Raw genomic sequence first — 20,009 nt, 5'->3', positions numbered from 1 at the left:
AGCGACCATCTACGCCAGTCTCACGCCACCACTTGGTTGCGGCCGAAGGCCTTGGCCTGGTACAGCGCCCGGTCGGCATGTTCGTAGAGGGCGTAGAGGTGGGCGATGGGGCTGTCGGCCTCGGGGGCCAGGCAGGCCAGGCCGATGGACAGGGTCAGCACCGCGCCGGTGCTGGAACCCTCGTGGGGCACCGCCAGGGCCTGCACCGCAGCGCGGATGCGCTCGGCATGCTGGCGCGCCTCCTCTTCCGGGGTGCCGTAGAGCAGCACGGCGAACTCCTCGCCCCCCAGGCGCACCGCCATGTCCAGAGGCCGGCGCGCCGCATCCTCCAGCACCCCGGCCACCCGCTGCAGCGCCACGTCACCGCGCTGGTGGCCATAGAGGTCGTTGTAGGCCTTGAAGTGGTCCACGTCGCACAGCAGCAGCGCCAGCGGCCTCGATTCCCGCTGAGCCTGCCGCCAGACCCGCTCCAGCTGCCGGTTGAAGCTGCGGCGGTTGTGCAGGCCGGTGAGGCTGTCGTGGTCGGCCAGCACCCGCATCAGCCGGCTCACCAGGAAATGCTCGCGGGACTTGTACTCCACCAGGTAGCCGCCCACCGCACCCAGCAGGTTGCCGCAGACCAGGAACAGCAGGTTGTTCGCCAGCCGCGCCGGCGGCAGGCCCGCCCACAGCTCCAGCGCCACGTAGACCGAGAGCACCAGCACCGCCACCAGCAGCGCCTCCCCCAGGCGCAGGCCCACCACGAAGTAGGCGGCCATGCACACCAGCAGCAAGCCTTCATAGGGAAACGACGGATCGACCCGATGGGCGATGGCCACCACCGCTGCCGCCCCCAGCCCCAGCGCGGCGACGCACGCCTGGCTGAGGGGCGCCAGCAGGTGCACGTGACGCCGCTGCAGCACCAGGCCGCCACAGATCACCAGCAGCACCAGCACCACCACCCGCACCGCCAGCATCCACCAGCGCTCCGCCGTGCTCACCAGCTGGAAATCCAGCACAGCGAAGGCCAGCCACATGGGCAGCGACAGCAGCAGCACGATGCGCTTGAGGTCGAAGGACTGTTCCAGGAAGAACTGCCGGTACTCGTGCTCCAGGGGACGCACGAAACGCAGCTTGCGGAAGCCGACGGCGAGCTGGTCGGCATAGGGATTCGGACGCACATCGTCCAGCCAGGCATGGGGTGTGGTCACGGCCACCTCTTGTTATGGGGCCGGGACCTACTGCTGCGCCCGGCCATGCAGCGTCGGCGCGCTCCGGGCATCCACCTCACATGGATGACGAAGACTGCGCGCGCCTCGACGGCTGCGCGCACGCCACGTTGCACATTAGTAGCCGGCGGGATGGCCTACAAGTGAGCGCCTGGCGTCAGGCCTCGAACTCCGCCTGCAGCGCCGCACGCACGCAATACAGCACGCCTTCCGGCACCCGGCCGCCCAGCAGCTGGGCCACTTCGGCCACCGGCGGCAGCTCGCCCTCGCCGTCGAGGAAGGCGTCCTGCACCTCGCCGAGGGTGTCCTCGGGCAGGTCCAGCGCCTGCTCCAGGCTGAGCTGTTGCGCGGCGATGGCTTCGGCCAGCAGCGCATAGACGTTCTTCTCGGTGCATTGCAGCTGGCGGGCGATCTGCGCCGGGGTCATGCCGGCGCGGGCCAGGCTGACCAGCTCGTGGCGCAGGTCCGCCACGGCGCGGGGCGCCTCGGCTTCGGCGCCATTGAGCACTTCGAGGAAGGCCTGGCCGTAGCGCTCCAGCTTGCGTGCGCCCACGCCGCTGACCCGCGCCATGTCCGACAGATTCGACGGCCGGCTGCGCAACATCTCCAGCAGGGTCGCGTCGGGGAAGATGACGTAGGGCGGCACGCTGTGCTCCTCCGCCAGCTTGCGGCGCAGCGTACGCAGCGCCTCCCACTGCTCGCGCTCGTCGGCACGCACCAGCTGGCTGGCCGCACTGGCGGCCGGCTTGGGCGCCTTGGTGGACAGGTCGCGGCGCAGCTGCAGGGTCACCTCGCCGCGCAGCAGCGGCCGGCACGCCTCGCTCAGGCGCAACCCGCCGAAGCCTTCGAGATCGATGTCGGCCAGGCCACGCGCCACCAGCTGGCGGAACAGCGTGCGCCACTCCGTCTCGGAAAAGGCCTTGCCCACGCCGAACACCGACAGGTGCTGGTGGCCCGCGGCGCGCACCTTCTCGTTGTCGCGCCCGAGGAGGATGTCCACCAGGTGCCCGACGCCGTAGCGCTGGCCACTGCGGTAGACCGCCGACAGGGCCTGGCGGGCCGGTTCGGTGGCGTCCCAGGTCTGCACCCCGTCGACGCAGATGTCGCAGTGCCCGCAGGGCTGCGGCAGCTCCTCGTCGAAGTAGGCCAGCAGCGCCTGGCGGCGGCAGCGGGTCTCCTCGCAGAGCGCCAGCATCGCCTCCAGCTTGTGCTGCTCGATGCGCTTGTGCCGCTCGTCGCCCTCGGAGTTGTTGAGCATCTGCTTGAGGAAGATCACGTCCTGCAGCCCATAGGCCATCCAGGCGTCCGCCGGCAGGCCGTCACGCCCGGCACGGCCGGTCTCCTGGTAGTACGCCTCCAGGGATTTCGGCAGGTCCATGTGGGCCACAAAGCGCACGTTGGGCTTGTCGATGCCCATGCCGAAGGCAATGGTCGCCACCATGATCAGCCCCTCCTCGTTGAGGAAGCGCCGCTGGTGGTAGGCCCGCAGCTCGTTCTCCAGGCCCGCGTGGTAGGGCAGCGCCGGGAAGCCCTGCTCGGACAGGAAGGCCGCCACCTCCTCCACCTTCTTGCGAGACAGGCAGTAGACGATGCCGGCATCGCCTTTGCGCTCGGCGAGGAAGCCCAGCAACTGCTTGCGCGGATTGTCCTTGGGCACGATGCGGTAAAAGATGTTCGGCCGGTCGAAGCTCGACAGGAAGCGCTCCGCCTCCTGCAGGTGCAGACGCTGGACGATCTCCTCGCGGGTGCGGCGGTCGGCGGTGGCGGTCAGCGCGATGCGCGGCACACCGGGGAACAGCTCGGCCAACTGGCCCAGTTGCAGGTATTCGGGACGGAAGTCGTGGCCCCACTGGGACACGCAGTGGGCCTCGTCGATGGCGAACAGGGCGATGTCCAGGCGCTCCAGGAACGCCAGCATGCGCGGCTGCACCAGCCGTTCGGGGGCCAGGTAGAGCAGCTTGATCTCGCCCCGGCGGATGCGGTCGGCGATCTCCCGCTGCTCGTCCGCGCCGAGGGTGGAGTTCAGCGCCACCGCCGCCACGCCCAGCTCCTCCAGGGTCGCCACCTGGTCGTCCATCAACGCGATCAGCGGCGAAACCACCACCGCCAGGCCCTCGCGCATCAGCGCCGGCACCTGGTAGCAGAGGGACTTGCCGCCCCCGGTGGGCATCAGCACCAGGGCATCGCCGCCACGGGCCACGCGCTCGATGATGGCGGCCTGGTTGCCGCGGAAGGCGTCGTAGCCGAATACGTCTTTGAGGATGCGCAGCGCGTGGTCGAGCATGGGGGTCTCCGAAACAAGCCGCGCATTATACGTCAGCCCGCCCGTCGCGATGCCCTCGCCCATCGCCGCGGCTTTTGCCGCCTGCGGCGCACTGGACTAGAATCCACGCTCATTTATCCCCTCAAGGTAGTCCCCCCGATGTCCTTCGCTGAGCAACTGTCCCGCCTGCAAGCCTTTCTCGATGCCGACGACCTGCACGAGGAAGCCCTGGACTACGTGGCAGCCCACGGCTACCTGACGGCCCTGAACATCTCCCCCGAGCCGGTGCCGGACCGCGAGTGGATCGACGCCCTGTTCGCCGAGCCGCCGCACTACCGCGACGCCGCCGAGCACGAAGCCATCGAAGAAGCCCTCCTCCAGCTCAAGGCCCACATCGCCCGCCAACTGGCCAGCGACGAAGACCTCGAACTGCCCTGCGACCTGGACCTGGGCGACGAGCCCGACGACTCCGACCTGCGCGGCTGGTGCATCGGCTTCATGGAAGGCGTGTTCCTGCGTGAAGCCGCCTGGTTCGAACACGCCGAAGAGGAAGTCAGCGAACTGCTGCTGCCGATCATGGTGGGCTCGGGCCTGTTCGACGAACAGCCGGAATTCGCCGACATCGCCGCCGATCGCAACCTGGTCGACGAAATGATCGAGCAGATCCCCGAACTGCTGACCGCCCTGTTCCTGCTCTGCCACGCCCCCGAAGAAAAGCCCGCCCTGCTCAAGCCGCGCCACTGAGTCACGCGATGGCCCACGGCGACATCCCCCGCGCCCGCAGCGCAGCGGTCCGCTATGGACTGCTGTGCATCGGCTGGCTGAGCGTCGCCCTGGGGGTCATCGGCATCTTCCTGCCGGTGCTGCCCACCACCCCCTTCCTGCTGCTGGCAGCGGCCTGCTTCGTGCGCAGCTCCGAGCGCTTCTACCACTGGCTGGTGGACCACCCCCACCTGGGCCCGTGGATCCGTGACTACCTCGAAGGCAACGGCATCCCCCTGCGCGGCAAGGTCTACGCCCTGGTGCTGATGTGGGCGAGCATCCTGTTCTCCTGCTACCTGGTGCCGCGCCCCTGGGCACAGGGCTTCATGCTCACCAGCGCGGTGCTGGTCAGCGTCTACATCCTTCGGCAGAAGACCCTGCACCGCGACTGACGCGGCCCCGACGCCCTCCCGAACTTTCCGACCGCCCTGCAAGGCAAAAGGCCAGGTGCCTGCCTAGACTGCATGAACCCAAGGGGCGGAGACCCTGACGATGCAGCTAGGGCACCACCAGCACTCCCGCACAGCCGGACCGCGCATGGCGTGGCTGCTGCTGGTCGCCTGCGCCCTGCTCAGCCTGCTCGCCCTGGCCAACTGGGACTTCGAGGTGATCCTCAAGAACGCCGAGAAGCGCTACGGCAACCTCGGCCCGGCGCGCCAGCGCATCCTCGACTGGAGCGACCTGATCCAGCGCAGCGGCGAGCTGCCGGAGAAGGACAAGCTCACCGCCGTCAACCGCTTCTTCAACGCCAAGCTGCGTTTCGTCGACGACCAGCGCAACTGGGGCCAGAACGACTACTGGGCCACGCCCATCGAGGCCCTGGTCAAGGGCGCCGGCGACTGCGAGGACTACTCCATCGCCAAGTACTTCACCCTGCGCCGCCTCGGCATTCCCGCCGAGAAGCTGCGCATCACCTACGTCAAGGCGCTGAACTACAACCAGGCGCACATGGTGCTCACCTTCTACGCCACCCCCACGGCGGACCCGCTGGTCCTGGACAACCTGATCAGCGACATCCGCCCCGCCTCCCAGCGCAAGGACCTGCTGCCGGTCTACGCCTTCAACGCCGAGGGGCTCTACACCGGGGGCAAGCGCAGTGGTGACAGCAAGAAGCTCTCGCGCTGGCAGGACATCCTGCAGAAGATGCGCGCCGAAGGCTTCCCGATCGGAGAGGGATAGACGATGTCGTTACTCAAGCAGCTGTTTCTAGCGATCTGCCTGTTCCTGGTGGTGGCCTTCACCGGGAGCTTCCTGGCCGGCGTGGAAAGCTCCCGCGAGCAGCTGCGCAGCCAGCTGCGCTCCCACGCCCAGGACGCCGCCACCGCCCTGGCGCTGTCCATGACGCCCCATGTGGACGACCCGGCCATGCTGGAGCTGATGGTCAGCTCCATCTTCGACAGCGGCTATTTCGCCCGCATCCGCGTGGTGCGCATCAGCGACGGCGAGGTGCAGGTGGAGCGCCAGACCGACACCGTCACCGGCACCGTCCCGCAGTGGTTCGCCCGCATCGTCGACCTCCGTCCCCAGGGTGGCGATGCGCTGATCATGCGCGGCTGGGAGCAGGCCGCGCGGGTCGAGGTGGTCAGCCACCCGCAGTTCGCCCTGGCCAAGCTGTGGGACAGCGCCCTGGGCATGCTCGCCTGGCTGCTGGTGTGCGGGCTGGTCAGCGCCGTGCTCGGCGGCTTCCTCCTGCGCACCCAGTTGCGCCCGCTGGACAACATGGTCCAGCAGGCCCAGGCCATCAGCCGCCGCGAATTCCTCACCCTGCCCCGCGTACCGCGCACCCCCGAGCTCAAGCGCGTGGTGCTGGCCATGAACCAGATGGTCGACAAGCTCAAGACCCTGTTCGCCGAAGAGGCCGCCCGCAGCGAAAAGCTGCGCGAAGAGGCCTACCAGGACACCCTCACCGGCCTGGCCAACCGCCGCCAATTCGACGCCCGCCTGGCCAACCAGCTCGACCCGTCCGAGCAGAACGCCGACGGCTACCTGGTGCTGCTGCGGGTCAACGACCTCGGCGGGCTCAACCAGCGCCTGGGCGGCCAGCGCACCGACGCGCTGATCCGCGATGTCGGCGAAGTGCTCGGCCATGCCCTGGCCGAAAGCGGCACGCCCGACTGGTTCGCCTCGCGCAACCGCGGTGGCGAGTTCACCCTGCTGGCCCCCGGCCTTGAAGGCGACGGTGCCGACCGTCTCGCCAACGTGCTCAGCGCCGCCCTGGAGAACCTGCGCGCCACCGGCGCCAGCGACTGCACCCCGGTCGCCCACCTGGGCATCGCCGCCTTCCGCCCCGGGGAGAACCCGGCCGACGTCCTCGCCCGTGCCGACCAGGCCCTGGCCCAGGCCCAGAGCAACCCCTCGCGCCACTGGGAGCGCCTCGACGACTTCCAGACCAACGCCGGCCAGGGCCTGCACGACTGGCGCGGCTGGATCGACCAGGCCCTCAACGAAGGCAAGCTGCAGCTCTACTTCCAACCCGTGGTGGAGTGCGCCGACACCGGCCGCCTGCTGCACCATAAGGTGCTCGCGCGCCTGCTCGACCCCCAGGGCGAAGCCGTCGCCGCCGGCCGCTTCCTGCCCTGGATCGAGCGCCTGGGCTGGGCCACCCGCTTCGACCTGGCGATGCTCGAGCACACCCTCGACCACCTCGACCTGCACCCCGCCCCGCTGGCCCTCAGCCTTTCCGCCGCCACCCTGCGCGATGCCGCCACCCAGGACCGCCTGCTGGCCGTGCTCAAGGCCCACCCGCAACACAGCACCCTGATGACCCTGGAGGTGGACGAACGCCACCTGCCCCCGCCCGCCGAGCTGGAAGCCTTCAGCCAGCGGGTGCGCGACGCCGGCTTCAACATCGGCCTGCAGCACTTCGGCGGCCGCTTCAGCCTGATCGGCAACCTCACCCACCTCGGCCTCGCCTACCTGAAAGTGGACGGCGCCTACATCCGCCACCTGGACGTGGAGCAGGACAAGCGGGTGTTCATCGAAGCCGTGTACCGCGCCACCAACAGCATCGACCTGCCGCTGATCGCCGAAATGGTGGAGAGCGCCGGCGAACTGGAGGCGCTCAAGGCCCTCGGCATCCTCGGCGCCATGGGCCGCCTGGTGGGTGCGCCAGCGCCCTGGAAGGACTGATCCCGCTCCCGGCACCGCCAGCACCCACCGGGTTTTCTGACAGTGTCCCCATTGCGCCCCGGTGACGGGGCGCCTCGTTCATGCCCTGCCGCCCTCCCCTTCGCCGCGCTTTTTCCTTGCTCCATGCCGGCATCGATAATATGTTAACGAAAAACAAGAACAGGAGACGGCCATGGCCTTTCCGACTCGCACCCTTGCCGCGTTCGACACCTTCAGCCAGTCCCTGCGCGCGGTCTGCGGCAATTTCGAGACCCGCCCATCCACCCAGCACAACCAGTTCATCGGCGACATCCACGCGCATTGCATCGGCCCGCTGGAAACCGCGCACATCCGCACCAACGCCGGGCTGATCGCACGGGAACGGGTGGGCGTGGACGGCGAGGACGACCGCCACTGCTTCCTGATCTTCCAGCGCAGCGGGCGCCAGTGCATCCGCCAGCGCGGGGTGGAACTGGAGCTGCACGCCGGGGACTTCGCCCTGGTGGATTCCGCCCTGCCCTTCGAGATCCGCCCCCAGGGCCTGATCGAAAACGTCTCGGTGCACCTGGCCCGGCAACGGGTCATGGAGCACTTCCAGGGCCAGCAGCCCTTCGGCCGCCTGGCCCGCAACAGCCTGTCGAGCCGGATGATCCGCGCGCTGGTGGGCTCCATCGGCGACAGCGCCGGCACCCTCGACCCCAGCGCCGACGGCCAGGCCCTGCAGGACGCCCTGCTGGCGCTACTGGTGCCGGCCCTGGCCGAACGTGTCGAGGCGCTGCCCGAGCACACCGGCGACCTCTACGGCGTGGCGCTGCAACTGATCGGCGAATCCCTGCAGGACGCCGAACTGTCCCCCGCCCTGCTCGCCGAGCGCCTGCACATCTCGGTGCGGCGGCTGTACCGGCTGTTCGAGGACCAGGGCGAGAGCGTCTGCCGCTACATCCAGCGCGCACGCCTGGACAAGGTCGCCCAGGACCTCAGCGCCCAGGTGCTGCGCCACGAGTCCATCACCCAGATCGCCTTCAAATGGGGCTTCTTCGACGCCGCCCACTTCAGCCGCGCCTTCAAGCGCCAGTTCGAACTGTCACCCCGGGACTACCGCGCACGGGCCCATTGCGCCTGACCCTCCGCCCCGGCCTGGCAAGGAATGCCAAGAAAGAATGGCAGCCAGGGTCAAGCGACCGACCGAGGCCAACCCTCTAATACCCCCAGGCACCCGTGCCGCTGCCACCCTGTGGTCCGCCGCGAGCGGGCCCCCATAACAAGAAACCCTGAGTCGGAGTACCACGACCGTGAAGACCCTTCCGCTGCTGATAGGGCTGCCCCTTCTGCTTACCAGCCTGCCGGGCGTCGCCGCCGATGCCACCGGCCCCGCCCGTGTCGACGCCCAGCGCCTGGTCCAGGCCGACCGCGAGCCGGGCAACTGGATGAGCCACGGCCGCACCTACGACGAACAGCGCTTCAGCCCGCTGGACCAGGTCAACGCCGGCAACGTCGGCCAGCTCGGCCTGGCCTGGACCACCAAGCTGGAGCTGGACTTCGGCGTCGAAGCCACCCCCATCGTGGTCGACGGCGTGATGTACACCACCAGCGCCTTCAGCGTGGTCTACGCCCTCGACGCCACCAGCGGCGCCGTGCTGTGGAAGTACGACCCCCAGGTCCCGCCGGAGAACCTCGGCCAGGGCTGCTGCGGTCCGGTCAACCGGGGCGTGGCGGTGTGGAACGGCAAGGTCTACGTCGGCAGCTTCGACGGCCGGCTGATCGCCCTCGACGCCGCCACCGGCAAGCCGGTGTGGAGCGTCGACACCATCCTCGACCGCAGCAAGAGCTACTCCATCACCGGCGCCCCGCGCATCGTCAAGGGCAAGGTACTGATCGGCAACGGCGGCGCCGAGTTCGGCGTGCGCGGCTACGTCACCGCCTACGACGCCGAGACCGGCCAGGAGGCCTGGCGCTTCTACACCGTCCCCGGCGACCCCAAGCTGCCCCCCGAGAACAAGGCCATGGCCATGGCGCTGAAGACCTGGGACGGCGACGGCTGGGTCAAGTGGGGCGGCGGCGGCACCGTGTGGGACTCCATGGCCTACGACCCCGAGCTGGACCTGCTCTACATCGGCACCGGCAACGGCTCGCCGTGGAACTACCAGTTCCGCAGCAACGGCAAGGGCGACAACCTGTTCGTCTCCTCCATCGTCGCCCTGCGCCCGGACAGCGGTGAGTACGTCTGGCACTACCAGGTCACCCCCCAGGACCGCTGGGACTACACCGCCACCCAGCACATGATCCTCGCCGACCTGAAGATCGACGGGCAGCTGCGCAAGGTGCTGATGCAGGCGCCGAAGAACGGCTTCTTCTATGTGCTCGACCGCACCAACGGCAAGCTGCTCTCGGCCCGCAACTACGTCCCGGTGAACTGGGCCAGCGGCATCGACCTCGCCACCGGCCGGCCCATCCTCACCGGCGCCGCCGACTACGCCAAGGAGCCCAAGGTGGTACAGCCCAGCTTCCTCGGCGGGCACAACTGGCACCCCATGTCCTTCAACCCCGTCACCGGCTACGTCTACATCCCCGCCCAGCACACCCTGGCCGAGCTGAAGGCGGCCAAGGAGCCGATGTTCCTGCCCAACAAATCGGTGGTGAACTTCGGCCTCGACGTGCCCAGCCTGCCGGAAGACCCCAAGGTGCTGGAGCAGATCCGCAACGCCTGGACCGGCGAGCTGATCGCCTGGGACCCGGTGCGCCAGGCCCCGGCCTGGTCCCACCCCTACGCCGGCGCGGGTAACGGCGGCACCCTCAGCACCGCCGGCAACCTGGTGTTCCAGGGCACCGCCGATGGCCGCGTGGTGGCCTACAGCGCCGACAAGGGCGACACCCTCTGGGAGCACCGCGCCAACTCCGGCGTCATGGCCGGCCCGGTCACCTACAGCGTCAACGGCGAGCAGTACGTCGCCTTCTCCGTGGGCTGGGGCGGCATCATCCCGCGTCTCACCGGCCCGCTGACCAACAAGGGCAAGGTGCGCGCCGAAGCCCGGGTCATTGCCTTCAAGCTGGGTGCCAAAGGCGAACTGCCGCCGCCGCGCGAAGCCCCGGTGTTCCCCAACGCCGACCTGCCGCTGAACGCCACGCCCACGCAACTGGCCCAGGCCCGCGACCTGTTCAACGGTCTGTGCGCCGGCTGCCACGGCCTCAACGCCATCAGCGGTGGCGAAGTCCCGGACCTGCGCTACCTCACCGCCGACAAGCACGCCGCCTTCCCCGCCTACCTCAGCGGCGCGCTGATGCGGCGCGGCATGCCCAACTTCTCCGACATCCTCAAGCCCGAGGACATGGAGCTGATCCGCCAGTACCTGGTCAAGCGCACCCATGACCTTCAGGCCGAGCTGAAACAGGCCGACGCCCCCCGCTGACCCCACCGCTGCCTCCCAGGCGACGCCCACCCGGGCGCCGTCCGGGCGCAGCCATGCCCGAAAAACAACAAGAGAGCCCCGCCATGCCCAAACGCCACGCCCTTACCCTCGCCACCGGCCTGCTGCTGGCCGCCCCCTTCGCCCAGGCCGACGTCAAGCCCGATGCCGGCGACTACACCGCCCTGCCCAAGGGCACCGACGTGGTGGTGCTCTACCAGCAGAACCCACGGGGCGACGAGGTCTACTCCGGCGGCCACAAGGTGGCCGACAACCTCGACCTGGACATGACCGTCGGCGTGCTCAGGCTGATCCACTTCACCGACTTCTTCGGCACCGGCTACACCTGGGACCCGCAGATCGTCATCCCCTTCGGCACCCAGGAGGTGGGCGCCAGCGACACCCGCACCTCGGGCCTCGGCGACATCACCTTCGGCGGCACCCTGTGGACCATTGGCGACCTGGCGCGCAACGAGCACCTGGGCTGGTCGGTGTTCGTCACCGCCCCCACCGGCAGCGACAAGAACGACGGCTTCGCCCTCAGCAACAACCGCTGGGCGGTGGACTTCCAGGTCGGCTACATCAAGGGCCTCACCGAGCGCATCAGCTGGGACGTCATCGCCGAAACCGAGTTCTACGGCGACCAGCGCAGCACCGATGCCAAAAAGGACCCGCTGATCCAGCTTCACAACCACCTGCGCTACAACTTCACCCCCGACACCTACGCCGCCCTCACCTACCGGCACAACTGGGGCGGCCGCGAAACCCTCGACGGCCAGACCCTGGCCACCAGCCGCGACAACGGCACCGTGGGCGTCTCCCTGGCCACCATGGTCAACAAGCAGCTGCAGCTGATGGGCCAGGTGATGCACGACACCCAGGTGCGCGAGGGCGTGAAGATCGACAACTCCCTGCAATTCCGCCTCGCCTACTTCTATTGACCCCCACCGCCTCCTACCAAAGGCCCAGGGCCCGTGCCGTGCATCCCCCGGCACGGGCCCCTATGATCGGCACAGCCCGAGCCAGCCATAAGAACGACACGCCATGAAGCCCGCCGCCCTGACCCTGTCCCTGCTCGCCGCCTCCAGCCCGCTGCTGGCCGAGGAAGTCGCCGAACTGGACCCGCTGGAGATCACCGCCTCGCGCACCCGCACCGACTGGCTCACGGCCCCGGTCGCCGTCAGCGCCGTGGAGACCGCCAACCGCCCCGGTGAACAGGGCCTGACCCTCGACACCCAGCTCGCCCAGGTGCCCGGCACCTACGTGCAGAGCCGCTACAACTTCGCCCAGGGCATGCGCATCGCCATCCGAGGCTTCGGCGCCCGCTCCAGCTTCGGCGTGCGCGGCGTGCGGGTGCTGGTGGACGGCGTGCCGCTGACCATGCCCGACGGCCAGACCGAAATGGACGGCGTCGACACCGCCCTGGTGGAAAGCCTCGAAGTGATCCGCGGCCCGGCCGCCAGCAGCTACGGCAACGCCGCAGGCGGCGTGCTGGCCATCCGCACCCGCGAGCCGGGGGAAACGCCCTTCAGCCAGCTGGACGTCAGCGCCGGCGGCCTCGGCTACCACCGCGTGCGCGCCGAGACCAGCGGCAGCGTCGACAACCTCGGCGGCCTGCTGGCCTTCAACAGCACCCAGCTGGACGGCTACCGCGACCACGGCCGCGCCGAATCCAACAGCTTCACCGGCAAGCTCGCCTGGCAGGCCGAGGCCGGCCGCCTCGGGCTCAGCCTCAGCGCCCTGGACAACCGCTCCGAAGACCCCGGCGCCCTGACCCGCGCCGAAGTCCGCGCCGACCGCAGCCAGGCGCGGGCCCAGAGCCTGCGCTTCAACTCCGACGAACGCATCCGCCAGCAGCGCCTGGCGCTGACCTGGGAAGGCCAGGCCGCCGGCGACGACAGCTACCTGCTGCGCAGCTGGGTCGGCAGCCGCCAGTTCGGCAACCGCCTGCCCCTGCAGAACAACGGCCAGACCCGCTACGACCGCCTGTTCAGCGGCCTTGGCGCTCAGTACACCCACCACGCCGAGTGGTTCGGCCTGCCCCAGCGGCTCACCGGTGGCCTCGACCTGGAAGCCCAGCGCGACGACCGCGACCGCCACAACAACCTCGACGGCCGTACCGGCGCCCTGACCCTGGAGCAACGGGAACAGGCCCGCAGCCAGGGCCTGTTCCTGGAAGACGCGATCCAGCTCGGCGAGCGCTGGCAGGCCACCCTCGGGCTGCGCCGCGACAGCGTGAAACTGGAGGTGGACGACCGCTTCCTCAGCAACGGCGACGACTCCAGTGCCCGCACCTACAGCGACTGGAACCGCAGCCTGGGCTTGAGCTACCGGCTGGACGCACACCACGTGCTCTACGCGCGCTACGCCACCTCCTTCGAAACGCCCACCGCCAACGAACTGGCCAACCCGGCCGGCGGCGGCTTCAACCCCGCACTCGGCCCGGCCCAGGCCACCAACCGCGAAGTGGGCCTGAAAGGCGAATGGAACGACCTGCGCTACGAAGCGGCGCTCTACCGCATCGACCTGGACGACGAACTGGTGCCCTACGGCAGCGGCATCACCTACTACGCCAACGCCGGCAAGTCCCGACGCGACGGCCTGGAACTGAGCCTGGACTGGCGCCTCGACCCGCACTGGCGCCTGGCCGCCGCCTACAGCTACAACGACTACCGCTTCATCGAGTTCAAGAGCGGCAACGCCGACTACGGCCACAACGCCATCCCCGGCATCCCGCGCCAGTCGCTGTTCGCCGAAGTGGCCTACGAATGGGACGGCGGCTACGCCCGCCTCAACAGCGTCACCCAGGACCGGCTCTACGCCGAGAACGCCAACAACGTGCGGGTCGGCGGCTACACCCTGGTCAACGCCCGCCTCGGCACCCGCCTGGAATGGAACGGCCAGGCCCTGGAGCCCTACCTGGGCATCGACAACCTGTTCGGCCGGGACTACTACGACAACATCCGCATCAACGACGGCAACGCCCGCTACTTCGAGCCCGGCCCCGGCCGCGTCATCTATGCCGGCGCCAGCCTGAGCTTCTGAAGGGCGTTACTCCGGCACCTCCACGCTGACGTGGATGGCGTCGTGGCGCCAGAACTCCAGGTCGCAGTCGATCAGCCGACCGTGCTGGTCGCGGTTGATGCGGGTGATCTTCAGCGCCGGGCTGCCGGCGGTCACCTTCAGGTGGGTGGCGGCCTCCGGGTGCAGCGCGGTGGGCACCATGTCGAAGCGCACCCGCCCGTAGCGGATGGCGTACTCGCTGGCATACAGCTCGGTGAGCGAGCGGGTCAGGTCGAACTCGATGATGCCGGGGAAGTACGCCGGGTTCAGGTAGTGCTCCACGTACAGCACCAGCCGCCCATCCACCCGCCGGGCCCGGCGGATCTGGTAGACGCTGGACAGTGCCGGCAGCTCCAGCAGCTCGCAGATCTCCACGCTGGCCGGGATCAGCCGCGCCCCCAGCACCTCCGTCCCCGGAACCCGCCCCTGCTCGGCCACCATCGCGTGGAAGTGGCTGCGCACCAGCGGGTTGTAGGCCAATCGCGGCGGCGAAACGAACCAGCCACGACGCTCCTCGCGGTAGATCAGCCCCTGGGCCTCCAGTTGCCCCAGCGCCTCGCGCAGGGTGATGCGGGTGGTGTCGAACAGCTCGCTGAGCCGGCGCTCGGCCGGCAGCTTGCCGCCCAGGGGCAGCAGGCCGTGCTCGATCTGCGCCTGCAGTGCATGGCAGATGGCGGTTACGGTACGGGGCGCCTCATCGCGCATCGAAAGACTCCAATCTGGAATAGACCAGCACCATAAAAGTGCGGTGCCGGGGGGGTCGTCGCCATCCTAGGCAGCCTGCATGACCGTTCCGTGACACCACCCCGCGCCTGCATGGCCCATGCCAGGAGCATAGCTCCAGCCCACGCGCCATCCACCTTGTAGCCATGGTCTACGCTTGCTCTCGCCGCGACCGCAGGCGAGGTCGCGGCGTGCCGTGAAATAAAACCGTCATCCAGGGCCATTAGATTGGCCTGGGTCTTGCTGATCTAGACCAACAACACAACCCCGCTAAGGAGCTTCATATGAAACGCCTGCTGCTGGCTTCACTGATTGGAACGACCCTGGCCATGAGCAACCTGGCCATGGCTGACGACGCTGCCCTGAAGACCCTCGAAGAAGTCGCCCGCAAGGAAGGCGCCGTGAACAGCGTGGGCATGCCCGACAGCTGGGCCAACTGGAAGGACACCTGGGTCGACCTGGAGAAGAAGTACGGCCTAAAGCACATGGACACCGACATGAGCTCGGCGCAGGAAATCGCCAAGTTCGCCGCCGAGAAGGACAACGCCACCGCCGACATCGGTGACGTCGGCGCCGCCTTCGGCCCCATCGCCAAGGAGCAGGGTGTTACCCAACCCTACAAGCCCAGCACCTGGGAGCAGGTCCCCGCCTGGGCCAAGGATGCCGACGGCCACTGGGCCCTCGCCTACACCGGCTCCATCGCCTTCATCGTCAACAAGCAGCTGGTCAAGGAAGTGCCCAAGTCCTGGGCGGACCTGAAGAAGGGCAAGTACAAGGTCGCCATCGGTGACGTCAGCGCCGCCGCCCAGGCGGTGAACGGCGTGCTGGCCGCCGCCATCGCCAACGGCGGTGACGAGAAGAACATCCAGCCGGGCCTGGAATTCTTCGCCGAGATCGCCAAGCAGAAGCGCCTGTCGCTGTCCAACCCGACCATCCAGACCCTGGAGAAGGGCGAGGTGGAAGTGGGCATCGTCTGGGACTTCAACGGCCTCTCCTACCGTGACCAGATCGACCCCAACCGCTTCGAGGTGCTGATCCCCTCCGACGGCTCGGTGATCTCCGGCTACACCACCATCATCAACAAGTACGCCAAGAACCCGAACGCCGCGAAGCTGGCCCGCGAGTACATCTTCAGCGACGCCGGCCAGATCAACCTGGCCAAGGGCAACGCCCGCCCGATCCGCGCCGAGCACCTGACCCTGCCGGCCGAGGTGCAGGCCAAGCTGCTGCCCAACGAGCAGTACGCCAAGGTCCAGCCGATCAAGGATGCCAAGGCCTGGGAAGCCACCTCGAAGGCCCTGCCGCAGCAATGGCAGGAGCAGGTCATCATCGAGATGGAATAAGCCCGGTCGCCCGCCCCGGTGTGCCACGCGCACCGGGGCGAGCCCCCGCTTGAGGCAGTCAGAATGAAGAGAAAAGCCGTCCTCGTCCTGCTCGACGGGCTGAACCACCCGGTGGCCAGCCACGCCATGGGCCACCTGCTCGCCTGGTGCGCCGCCGACCGTGCAGCGCTGTACCGCCTGGATTGCGAGCTGCCGGCGCTGTCGCGCCCGCTCTACGAATGCATCCTCACCGGCGTGCCACCCATCGACAGCGGCATCGTCCACAACGACGTCTCGCGCCTGTCCCGCGAGCGCAGCCTGTTCCACATCGCCCGCGACGCCGGGCTCAGCACCGCAGCCGCGGCCTACCACTGGTTCAGCGAGCTGTACAACCGCTCGCCCTTCGACCCGGCCCGCGACCGCCACACCGAGGCCCCCGAGCTGCCCATCCAGTACGGGCACTTCTACTGGGCCGACCACTACCCCGACGCGCACCTGTTCGCCGACGCCGAGCACCTGCGCCTGCGCCACAGCCCCGACGTGCTGCTGGTGCACCCGATGAACATCGACGACGCCGGCCACAAGCACGGCCTGGACAGCGCCCAGTACCGCAACGCCGCGCGCATGGCCGACGTCATCCTCGCCGAGTACCTGCAGCGCTGGGTGGATGCCGGCTACCAGGTGATGGTCACCGCCGACCACGGAATGAACGTCGACCGCTCCCACAACGGCACCCTGCCGGAGGAACGCGAAGTGCCGCTGTTCGTCATCGGCGACGCCTTCAGCCTCGACCCGACCGCCCGCCCGCTGCAGACCGAACTCTGCGGCACCCTCTGCGAGCTGCTGGGCATCCCCCACGACAAACCCTTCTGCCGGGAGCTGTTGAAGTGAATTCAGCCAACCGCGGCAAATGGCTGGCCCTCCTGTGCCTGCTGCCCTTCGCCGTCTTCTTCGTGGTCTTCCAGATCGCCCCGCTGGCCTGGGTGGCCATCAACAGCCTGAACAGCCCCGAAGGCTGGGGCCTGGGCAACTACGCCAAGGTGTTCAGCTCCAAGTTCTACCTGCAGGCCATCAGGCACAGCCTGGAGATCGCCTTCTGGTCGAGCCTGTTCGGCATTGTCATCGCCGTGCTCGGCAGCTACTCGCTGCGCCAGGTGGACAGCCGCCTGCGCGACTTCGTCATGGCCTTTTCCAACATGACCAGCAACTTCGCCGGTGTGCCGCTGGCGTTCGCCTTCATCATCCTGCTGGGCTTCAACGGCGCGCTGACCCTGCTGCTCAAGCAGAGCGGGCTGATCGAGGACTTCAACCTCTATTCCAAGACCGGCCTGATCGTGCTCTACACCTACTTCCAGATTCCCCTGGGGGTGCTGCTGCTCTACCCCGCCTTCGACGCCCTGCGCCAGGACTGGCGCGAGTCGGCGGCGCTGCTGGGCGCCGGCACCTGGCACTTCTGGCGCTACATCGGCCTGCCGGTGCTGACCCCGGCGCTGCTGGGCACCTTCATCATCCTGCTGGCCAACGCCCTGGGCGCCTACGCCACGGTGTACGCGCTGACCACCGGCAACTTCAACGTGCTGCCGATCCGCATCGCCGCCATGGTGGCCGGCGACATCGCCCTCAACCCGACCCTGGCCAGCGCCCTGGCCATGGTGCTGGTGGGGCTGATGGCGCTGATCACCGTCGTCCACCAGTGGCTGTTGAAGAGGAGCTACCATGTCGCGCGCTGAAACCCGGGCCGCCGGCCTGTACCACCACCTGGTGGTCTGGGTGCTGTTCCTGATCCTGCTGCTGCCGCTGGCCGGCACCCTGCTCTATTCGCTGTCCACCAGCTGGTCGGCGACCATCCTGCCGGACGGGCTGACCTTCAAGTGGTACCTGGCGCTGTGGAGCGACGCCCGCTTCCTCGCCGCCTTCGGCCAGTCGCTGCTGGTGTGCTTCGGCGCCCTGGCGCTGTCGGTGGTGCTGATCCTGCCGCTGCTGTTCGTGGTGCACTACCACTTCCCGAAGCTGGACGCGCTGATGAACATCCTCATCCTGCTGCCCTTCGCGGTGCCGCCGGTGGTGTCCTCGGTGGGCCTGCTGCAGCTCTACGGCTCCGGCCCGCTGGCGATGATCGGCACGCCGTGGATCCTCATCGGCTGTTACTTCACCGTGGCCCTGCCTTTCATGTACCGGGCCATCACCAACAACCTCCAGGCGATCAACCTGCGCGACCTGATGGACGCCGCCCACCTGCTCGGCGCCAGCACCTGGAAGGCCGCCTTCCTGGTGGTGCTGCCGAACCTGCGCAAGGGCCTGATGGTGTCGCTGTTCCTGTCGTTCTCCTTCCTCTTCGGCGAGTTCGTCTTCGCCAACCTGCTGGTGGGCACCCGCTACGAGACCCTGCAGGTGTACCTGAACAACATGCGCAACAGCAGTGGCCACTTCAACAGCGCCCTGGTGATCTCCTACTTCCTCTTCGTGCTGCTGGGCACCTGGGCAGCCAACCGTCTGAACAAGGACAAGGCATGAGCTTTCTCTCGATCCGCGGCCTGCACAAACGCTACGGCCAGACCACCATCTTCACCGACATCGATTGCGAGATCGGCAAGGGCGAGTTCGTCACCCTGCTCGGCCCCTCGGGCTGCGGCAAGTCGACCCTGCTGCGCTGCATCGCCGGCCTCACCGAGGTGGATGGCGGGCAGATCCTGCTGGACGGCCAGGACCTGGTGCCGCTGTCACCGCAGAAGCGCGGCATCGGCATGGTGTTCCAGAGCTACGCCCTGTTCCCCAACATGACCGCCGCGCAGAACGTCGCCTTCGGCCTGCGCATGCAGAAGGTCGGCAAGGACGACAGCGCCCGCCGCGTGCAGGAAGCCCTGGCCATGGTGGAGCTGGACCAGCACGCCGAGCGCTACCCCCACCAGCTTTCCGGCGGCCAGTGCCAGCGCGTGGCCCTGGCCCGCTCCCTGGTGACCCGCCCGCGCCTGCTGCTGCTGGACGAGCCGCTCTCGGCCCTCGACGCACGCATCCGCAAGCACCTGCGCGAGCAGATCCGCAGCATCCAACAGGACCTGGGGCTGACCACCATCTTCGTCACCCACGACCAGGAGGAGGCGCTGACCCTGTCCGACCGCATCTTCCTGATGAACGCCGGGCGCATCGTCCAGAGCGGCGACGCCGAGACCCTCTACACCGCGCCGGTGGACGCCTTCGCCGCCGGCTTCATCGGCAACTACAACCTGCTGGAGGCCGAAGCCGCCAGCCGCCTGCTGCAACGGCCGGTCAGCGCCCGCGTGGCGATCCGCCCGGAGGCCATCGCCCTGGGCGAAGGCGGCATCGAGGCCGAAGTGCGCAGCCACAGCCTGCTGGGCAACGTCATCCGCTACCGGGTCCAGGCCCAGGGCGTGGAGCTGCTGGTGGACGTGCTCAACCGCTCCGCCGACGACCTGCACCCGGTGGGCCGGCGCATCGGCCTGCACATCGACGCGGACGCTGTCCGGGAGGTGGCGTGATGGCCCTGGCGATCTTCGACCTCGACGACACCCTGATCGACGGCGACTGCGCCAGCCTGTGGAGCGCGCACATGGCCGACCTCGGCTGGGTCGACCGCGACTCGTTCCTGGCCAGGGACCACGAGCTGATGACCCTCTACGCCGAGGGCAAGCTGGCCATGGAGGACTACATGGCCTTCAGCCTCTCGCCCCTGGTGGGCCGCACCGCCGAGGAAGTCGCCTCGGTGGTGGAGCCCTTCGTCGAGGACGTGATCGAGCCGATCATCCACAGCGACGCCATGCGCTGCCTGGCCGGGCACCGCCAGGCCGGCGACCGGCTGCTGATCATCTCCGCCTCGGCGCACTTCCTGGTGAGCGCCATCGGCGAGCGGCTGGGGGTGGAGGAAGTCCTGGCCATCGACCTGGCCGAAGAACACGGCCACTACAGCGGCAAGACCCGGGGCGTGCTGACCTACCGCGACGGCAAGGTGACCCGCCTGAACGCCTGGCTGGCCGAACACGGCGAGCGCCTGGACGGCGCCTATTTCTATTCCGACTCGCGCAACGACCTGCCGCTGCTGGGCATGGTGGACAACCCCCGCGTGGTCAACCCCGACCCGGTGCTGCGCGCCCACGCCGAGCAGGCCGGCTGGCCGATCCTGGCCTGGCGCTGAGGCCGC

17 protein-coding genes are annotated in these 20,009 nt (G+C 68.6%); 14 read left to right on the top strand and 3 right to left on the bottom strand.

All coding sequences use genetic code 11. The annotated features are described in order from the left end of the window. Positions 1-20 precede the first annotated feature (20 nt). Positions 21-1,190, bottom strand: a complete 1,170-nt coding sequence (locus FBY21_RS28835; protein ID WP_074970269.1) for a diguanylate cyclase — start codon at positions 1,188-1,190, stop codon at positions 21-23. A 175-nt stretch (positions 1,191-1,365) separates the two neighbouring features. After that, complete coding sequence (recQ, locus tag FBY21_RS28830) at positions 1,366-3,492, bottom strand: DNA helicase RecQ (RefSeq protein WP_142015970.1); 2,127 nt, start codon at positions 3,490-3,492, stop codon at positions 1,366-1,368. Between the two features lie 138 nt (positions 3,493-3,630). On the opposite strand from recQ, the gene FBY21_RS28825 reads away from it, so the two are divergent. The 8 genes from FBY21_RS28825 (at position 3,631) to FBY21_RS28790 (ending at position 13,790) form a co-directional block, all read left to right on the top strand. Continuing rightward, complete coding sequence (locus FBY21_RS28825; RefSeq protein ID WP_044408844.1) at positions 3,631-4,215, top strand: YecA family protein; 585 nt, start codon at positions 3,631-3,633, stop codon at positions 4,213-4,215. An 8-nt stretch (positions 4,216-4,223) separates the two neighbouring features. Then, positions 4,224-4,625: a YbaN family protein gene (locus tag FBY21_RS28820; RefSeq protein WP_044408847.1), complete on the top strand. Its 402-nt coding sequence runs from the start codon at positions 4,224-4,226 to the stop codon at positions 4,623-4,625. A gap of 145 nt (positions 4,626-4,770) precedes the next feature. Continuing rightward, complete coding sequence (lapG, locus tag FBY21_RS28815; RefSeq protein WP_243899009.1) at positions 4,771-5,412, top strand: cysteine protease LapG; 642 nt, start codon at positions 4,771-4,773, stop codon at positions 5,410-5,412. 3 nt (positions 5,413-5,415) lie between these two features. Beyond that, positions 5,416-7,362, top strand: coding sequence for a cyclic di-GMP receptor LapD (lapD, locus tag FBY21_RS28810; protein WP_142015964.1), 1,947 nt, complete (start codon positions 5,416-5,418; stop codon positions 7,360-7,362). A 172-nt stretch (positions 7,363-7,534) separates the two neighbouring features. After that, complete coding sequence (gene feaR / locus FBY21_RS28805) at positions 7,535-8,464, top strand: transcriptional regulator FeaR (protein ID WP_074970263.1); 930 nt, start codon at positions 7,535-7,537, stop codon at positions 8,462-8,464. Between the two features lie 169 nt (positions 8,465-8,633). After that, on the top strand, positions 8,634-10,748 hold the full coding sequence (locus FBY21_RS28800; protein WP_142015961.1) for a PQQ-dependent dehydrogenase, methanol/ethanol family: 2,115 nt from the start codon (positions 8,634-8,636) through the stop codon (positions 10,746-10,748). Positions 10,749-10,831: 83 nt separating this feature from the next. Further along, a complete protein-coding gene (locus FBY21_RS28795; RefSeq protein ID WP_142015959.1) occupies positions 10,832-11,686 on the top strand; it encodes a transporter in 855 nt (284 codons plus the stop codon). Between the two features lie 103 nt (positions 11,687-11,789). Continuing rightward, entirely contained in the window at positions 11,790-13,790 is a 2,001-nt protein-coding gene (locus FBY21_RS28790) for a TonB-dependent receptor family protein (protein ID WP_142015956.1), read from the top strand. Positions 13,791-13,796: 6 nt separating this feature from the next. On the opposite strand, the gene FBY21_RS28785 is transcribed toward FBY21_RS28790, so the two are convergent. Continuing rightward, complete coding sequence (locus tag FBY21_RS28785; protein WP_044408867.1) at positions 13,797-14,513, bottom strand: UTRA domain-containing protein; 717 nt, start codon at positions 14,511-14,513, stop codon at positions 13,797-13,799. Positions 14,514-14,815: 302 nt separating this feature from the next. On the opposite strand from FBY21_RS28785, the gene FBY21_RS28780 reads away from it, so the two are divergent. The 6 genes from FBY21_RS28780 (at position 14,816) to FBY21_RS28755 (ending at position 20,003) form a co-directional block, all read left to right on the top strand. Continuing rightward, positions 14,816-15,874 (top strand): ABC transporter substrate-binding protein, encoded by a 1,059-nt coding sequence (locus FBY21_RS28780; protein ID WP_142015953.1) that lies wholly within the window; start codon positions 14,816-14,818, stop codon positions 15,872-15,874. A gap of 63 nt (positions 15,875-15,937) precedes the next feature. Further along, positions 15,938-16,744, top strand: coding sequence for an alkaline phosphatase family protein (locus FBY21_RS28775; RefSeq protein ID WP_142015951.1), 807 nt, complete (start codon positions 15,938-15,940; stop codon positions 16,742-16,744). Then, on the top strand, positions 16,741-17,583 hold the full coding sequence (locus FBY21_RS28770; RefSeq protein ID WP_044408876.1) for an ABC transporter permease: 843 nt from the start codon (positions 16,741-16,743) through the stop codon (positions 17,581-17,583). Before FBY21_RS28775 ends, FBY21_RS28770 begins: the two co-directional genes overlap by 4 nt. Further along, complete coding sequence (locus FBY21_RS28765; RefSeq protein ID WP_142015948.1) at positions 17,570-18,367, top strand: ABC transporter permease; 798 nt, start codon at positions 17,570-17,572, stop codon at positions 18,365-18,367. The genes FBY21_RS28770 and FBY21_RS28765 overlap by 14 nt, the downstream gene beginning before the upstream one ends. Further along, entirely contained in the window at positions 18,364-19,350 is a 987-nt protein-coding gene (locus tag FBY21_RS28760; RefSeq protein ID WP_142015943.1) for an ABC transporter ATP-binding protein, read from the top strand. Before FBY21_RS28765 ends, FBY21_RS28760 begins: the two co-directional genes overlap by 4 nt. Next, positions 19,350-20,003, top strand: coding sequence for an HAD family hydrolase (locus FBY21_RS28755; RefSeq protein ID WP_107330859.1), 654 nt, complete (start codon positions 19,350-19,352; stop codon positions 20,001-20,003). Before FBY21_RS28760 ends, FBY21_RS28755 begins: the two co-directional genes overlap by 1 nt. The last annotated feature ends 6 nt before the right edge of the window (positions 20,004-20,009 follow it).

Origin of the sequence: Pseudomonas sp. SLBN-26, from assembly GCF_006715895.1 — a bacterium.
Classification (GTDB): Bacteria; Pseudomonadota; Gammaproteobacteria; order Pseudomonadales; family Pseudomonadaceae; genus Metapseudomonas; species Metapseudomonas otitidis.
Note: the sequence above shows the minus strand (reverse complement) of the source record. Positions and strands in the feature narration are given on the sequence as shown.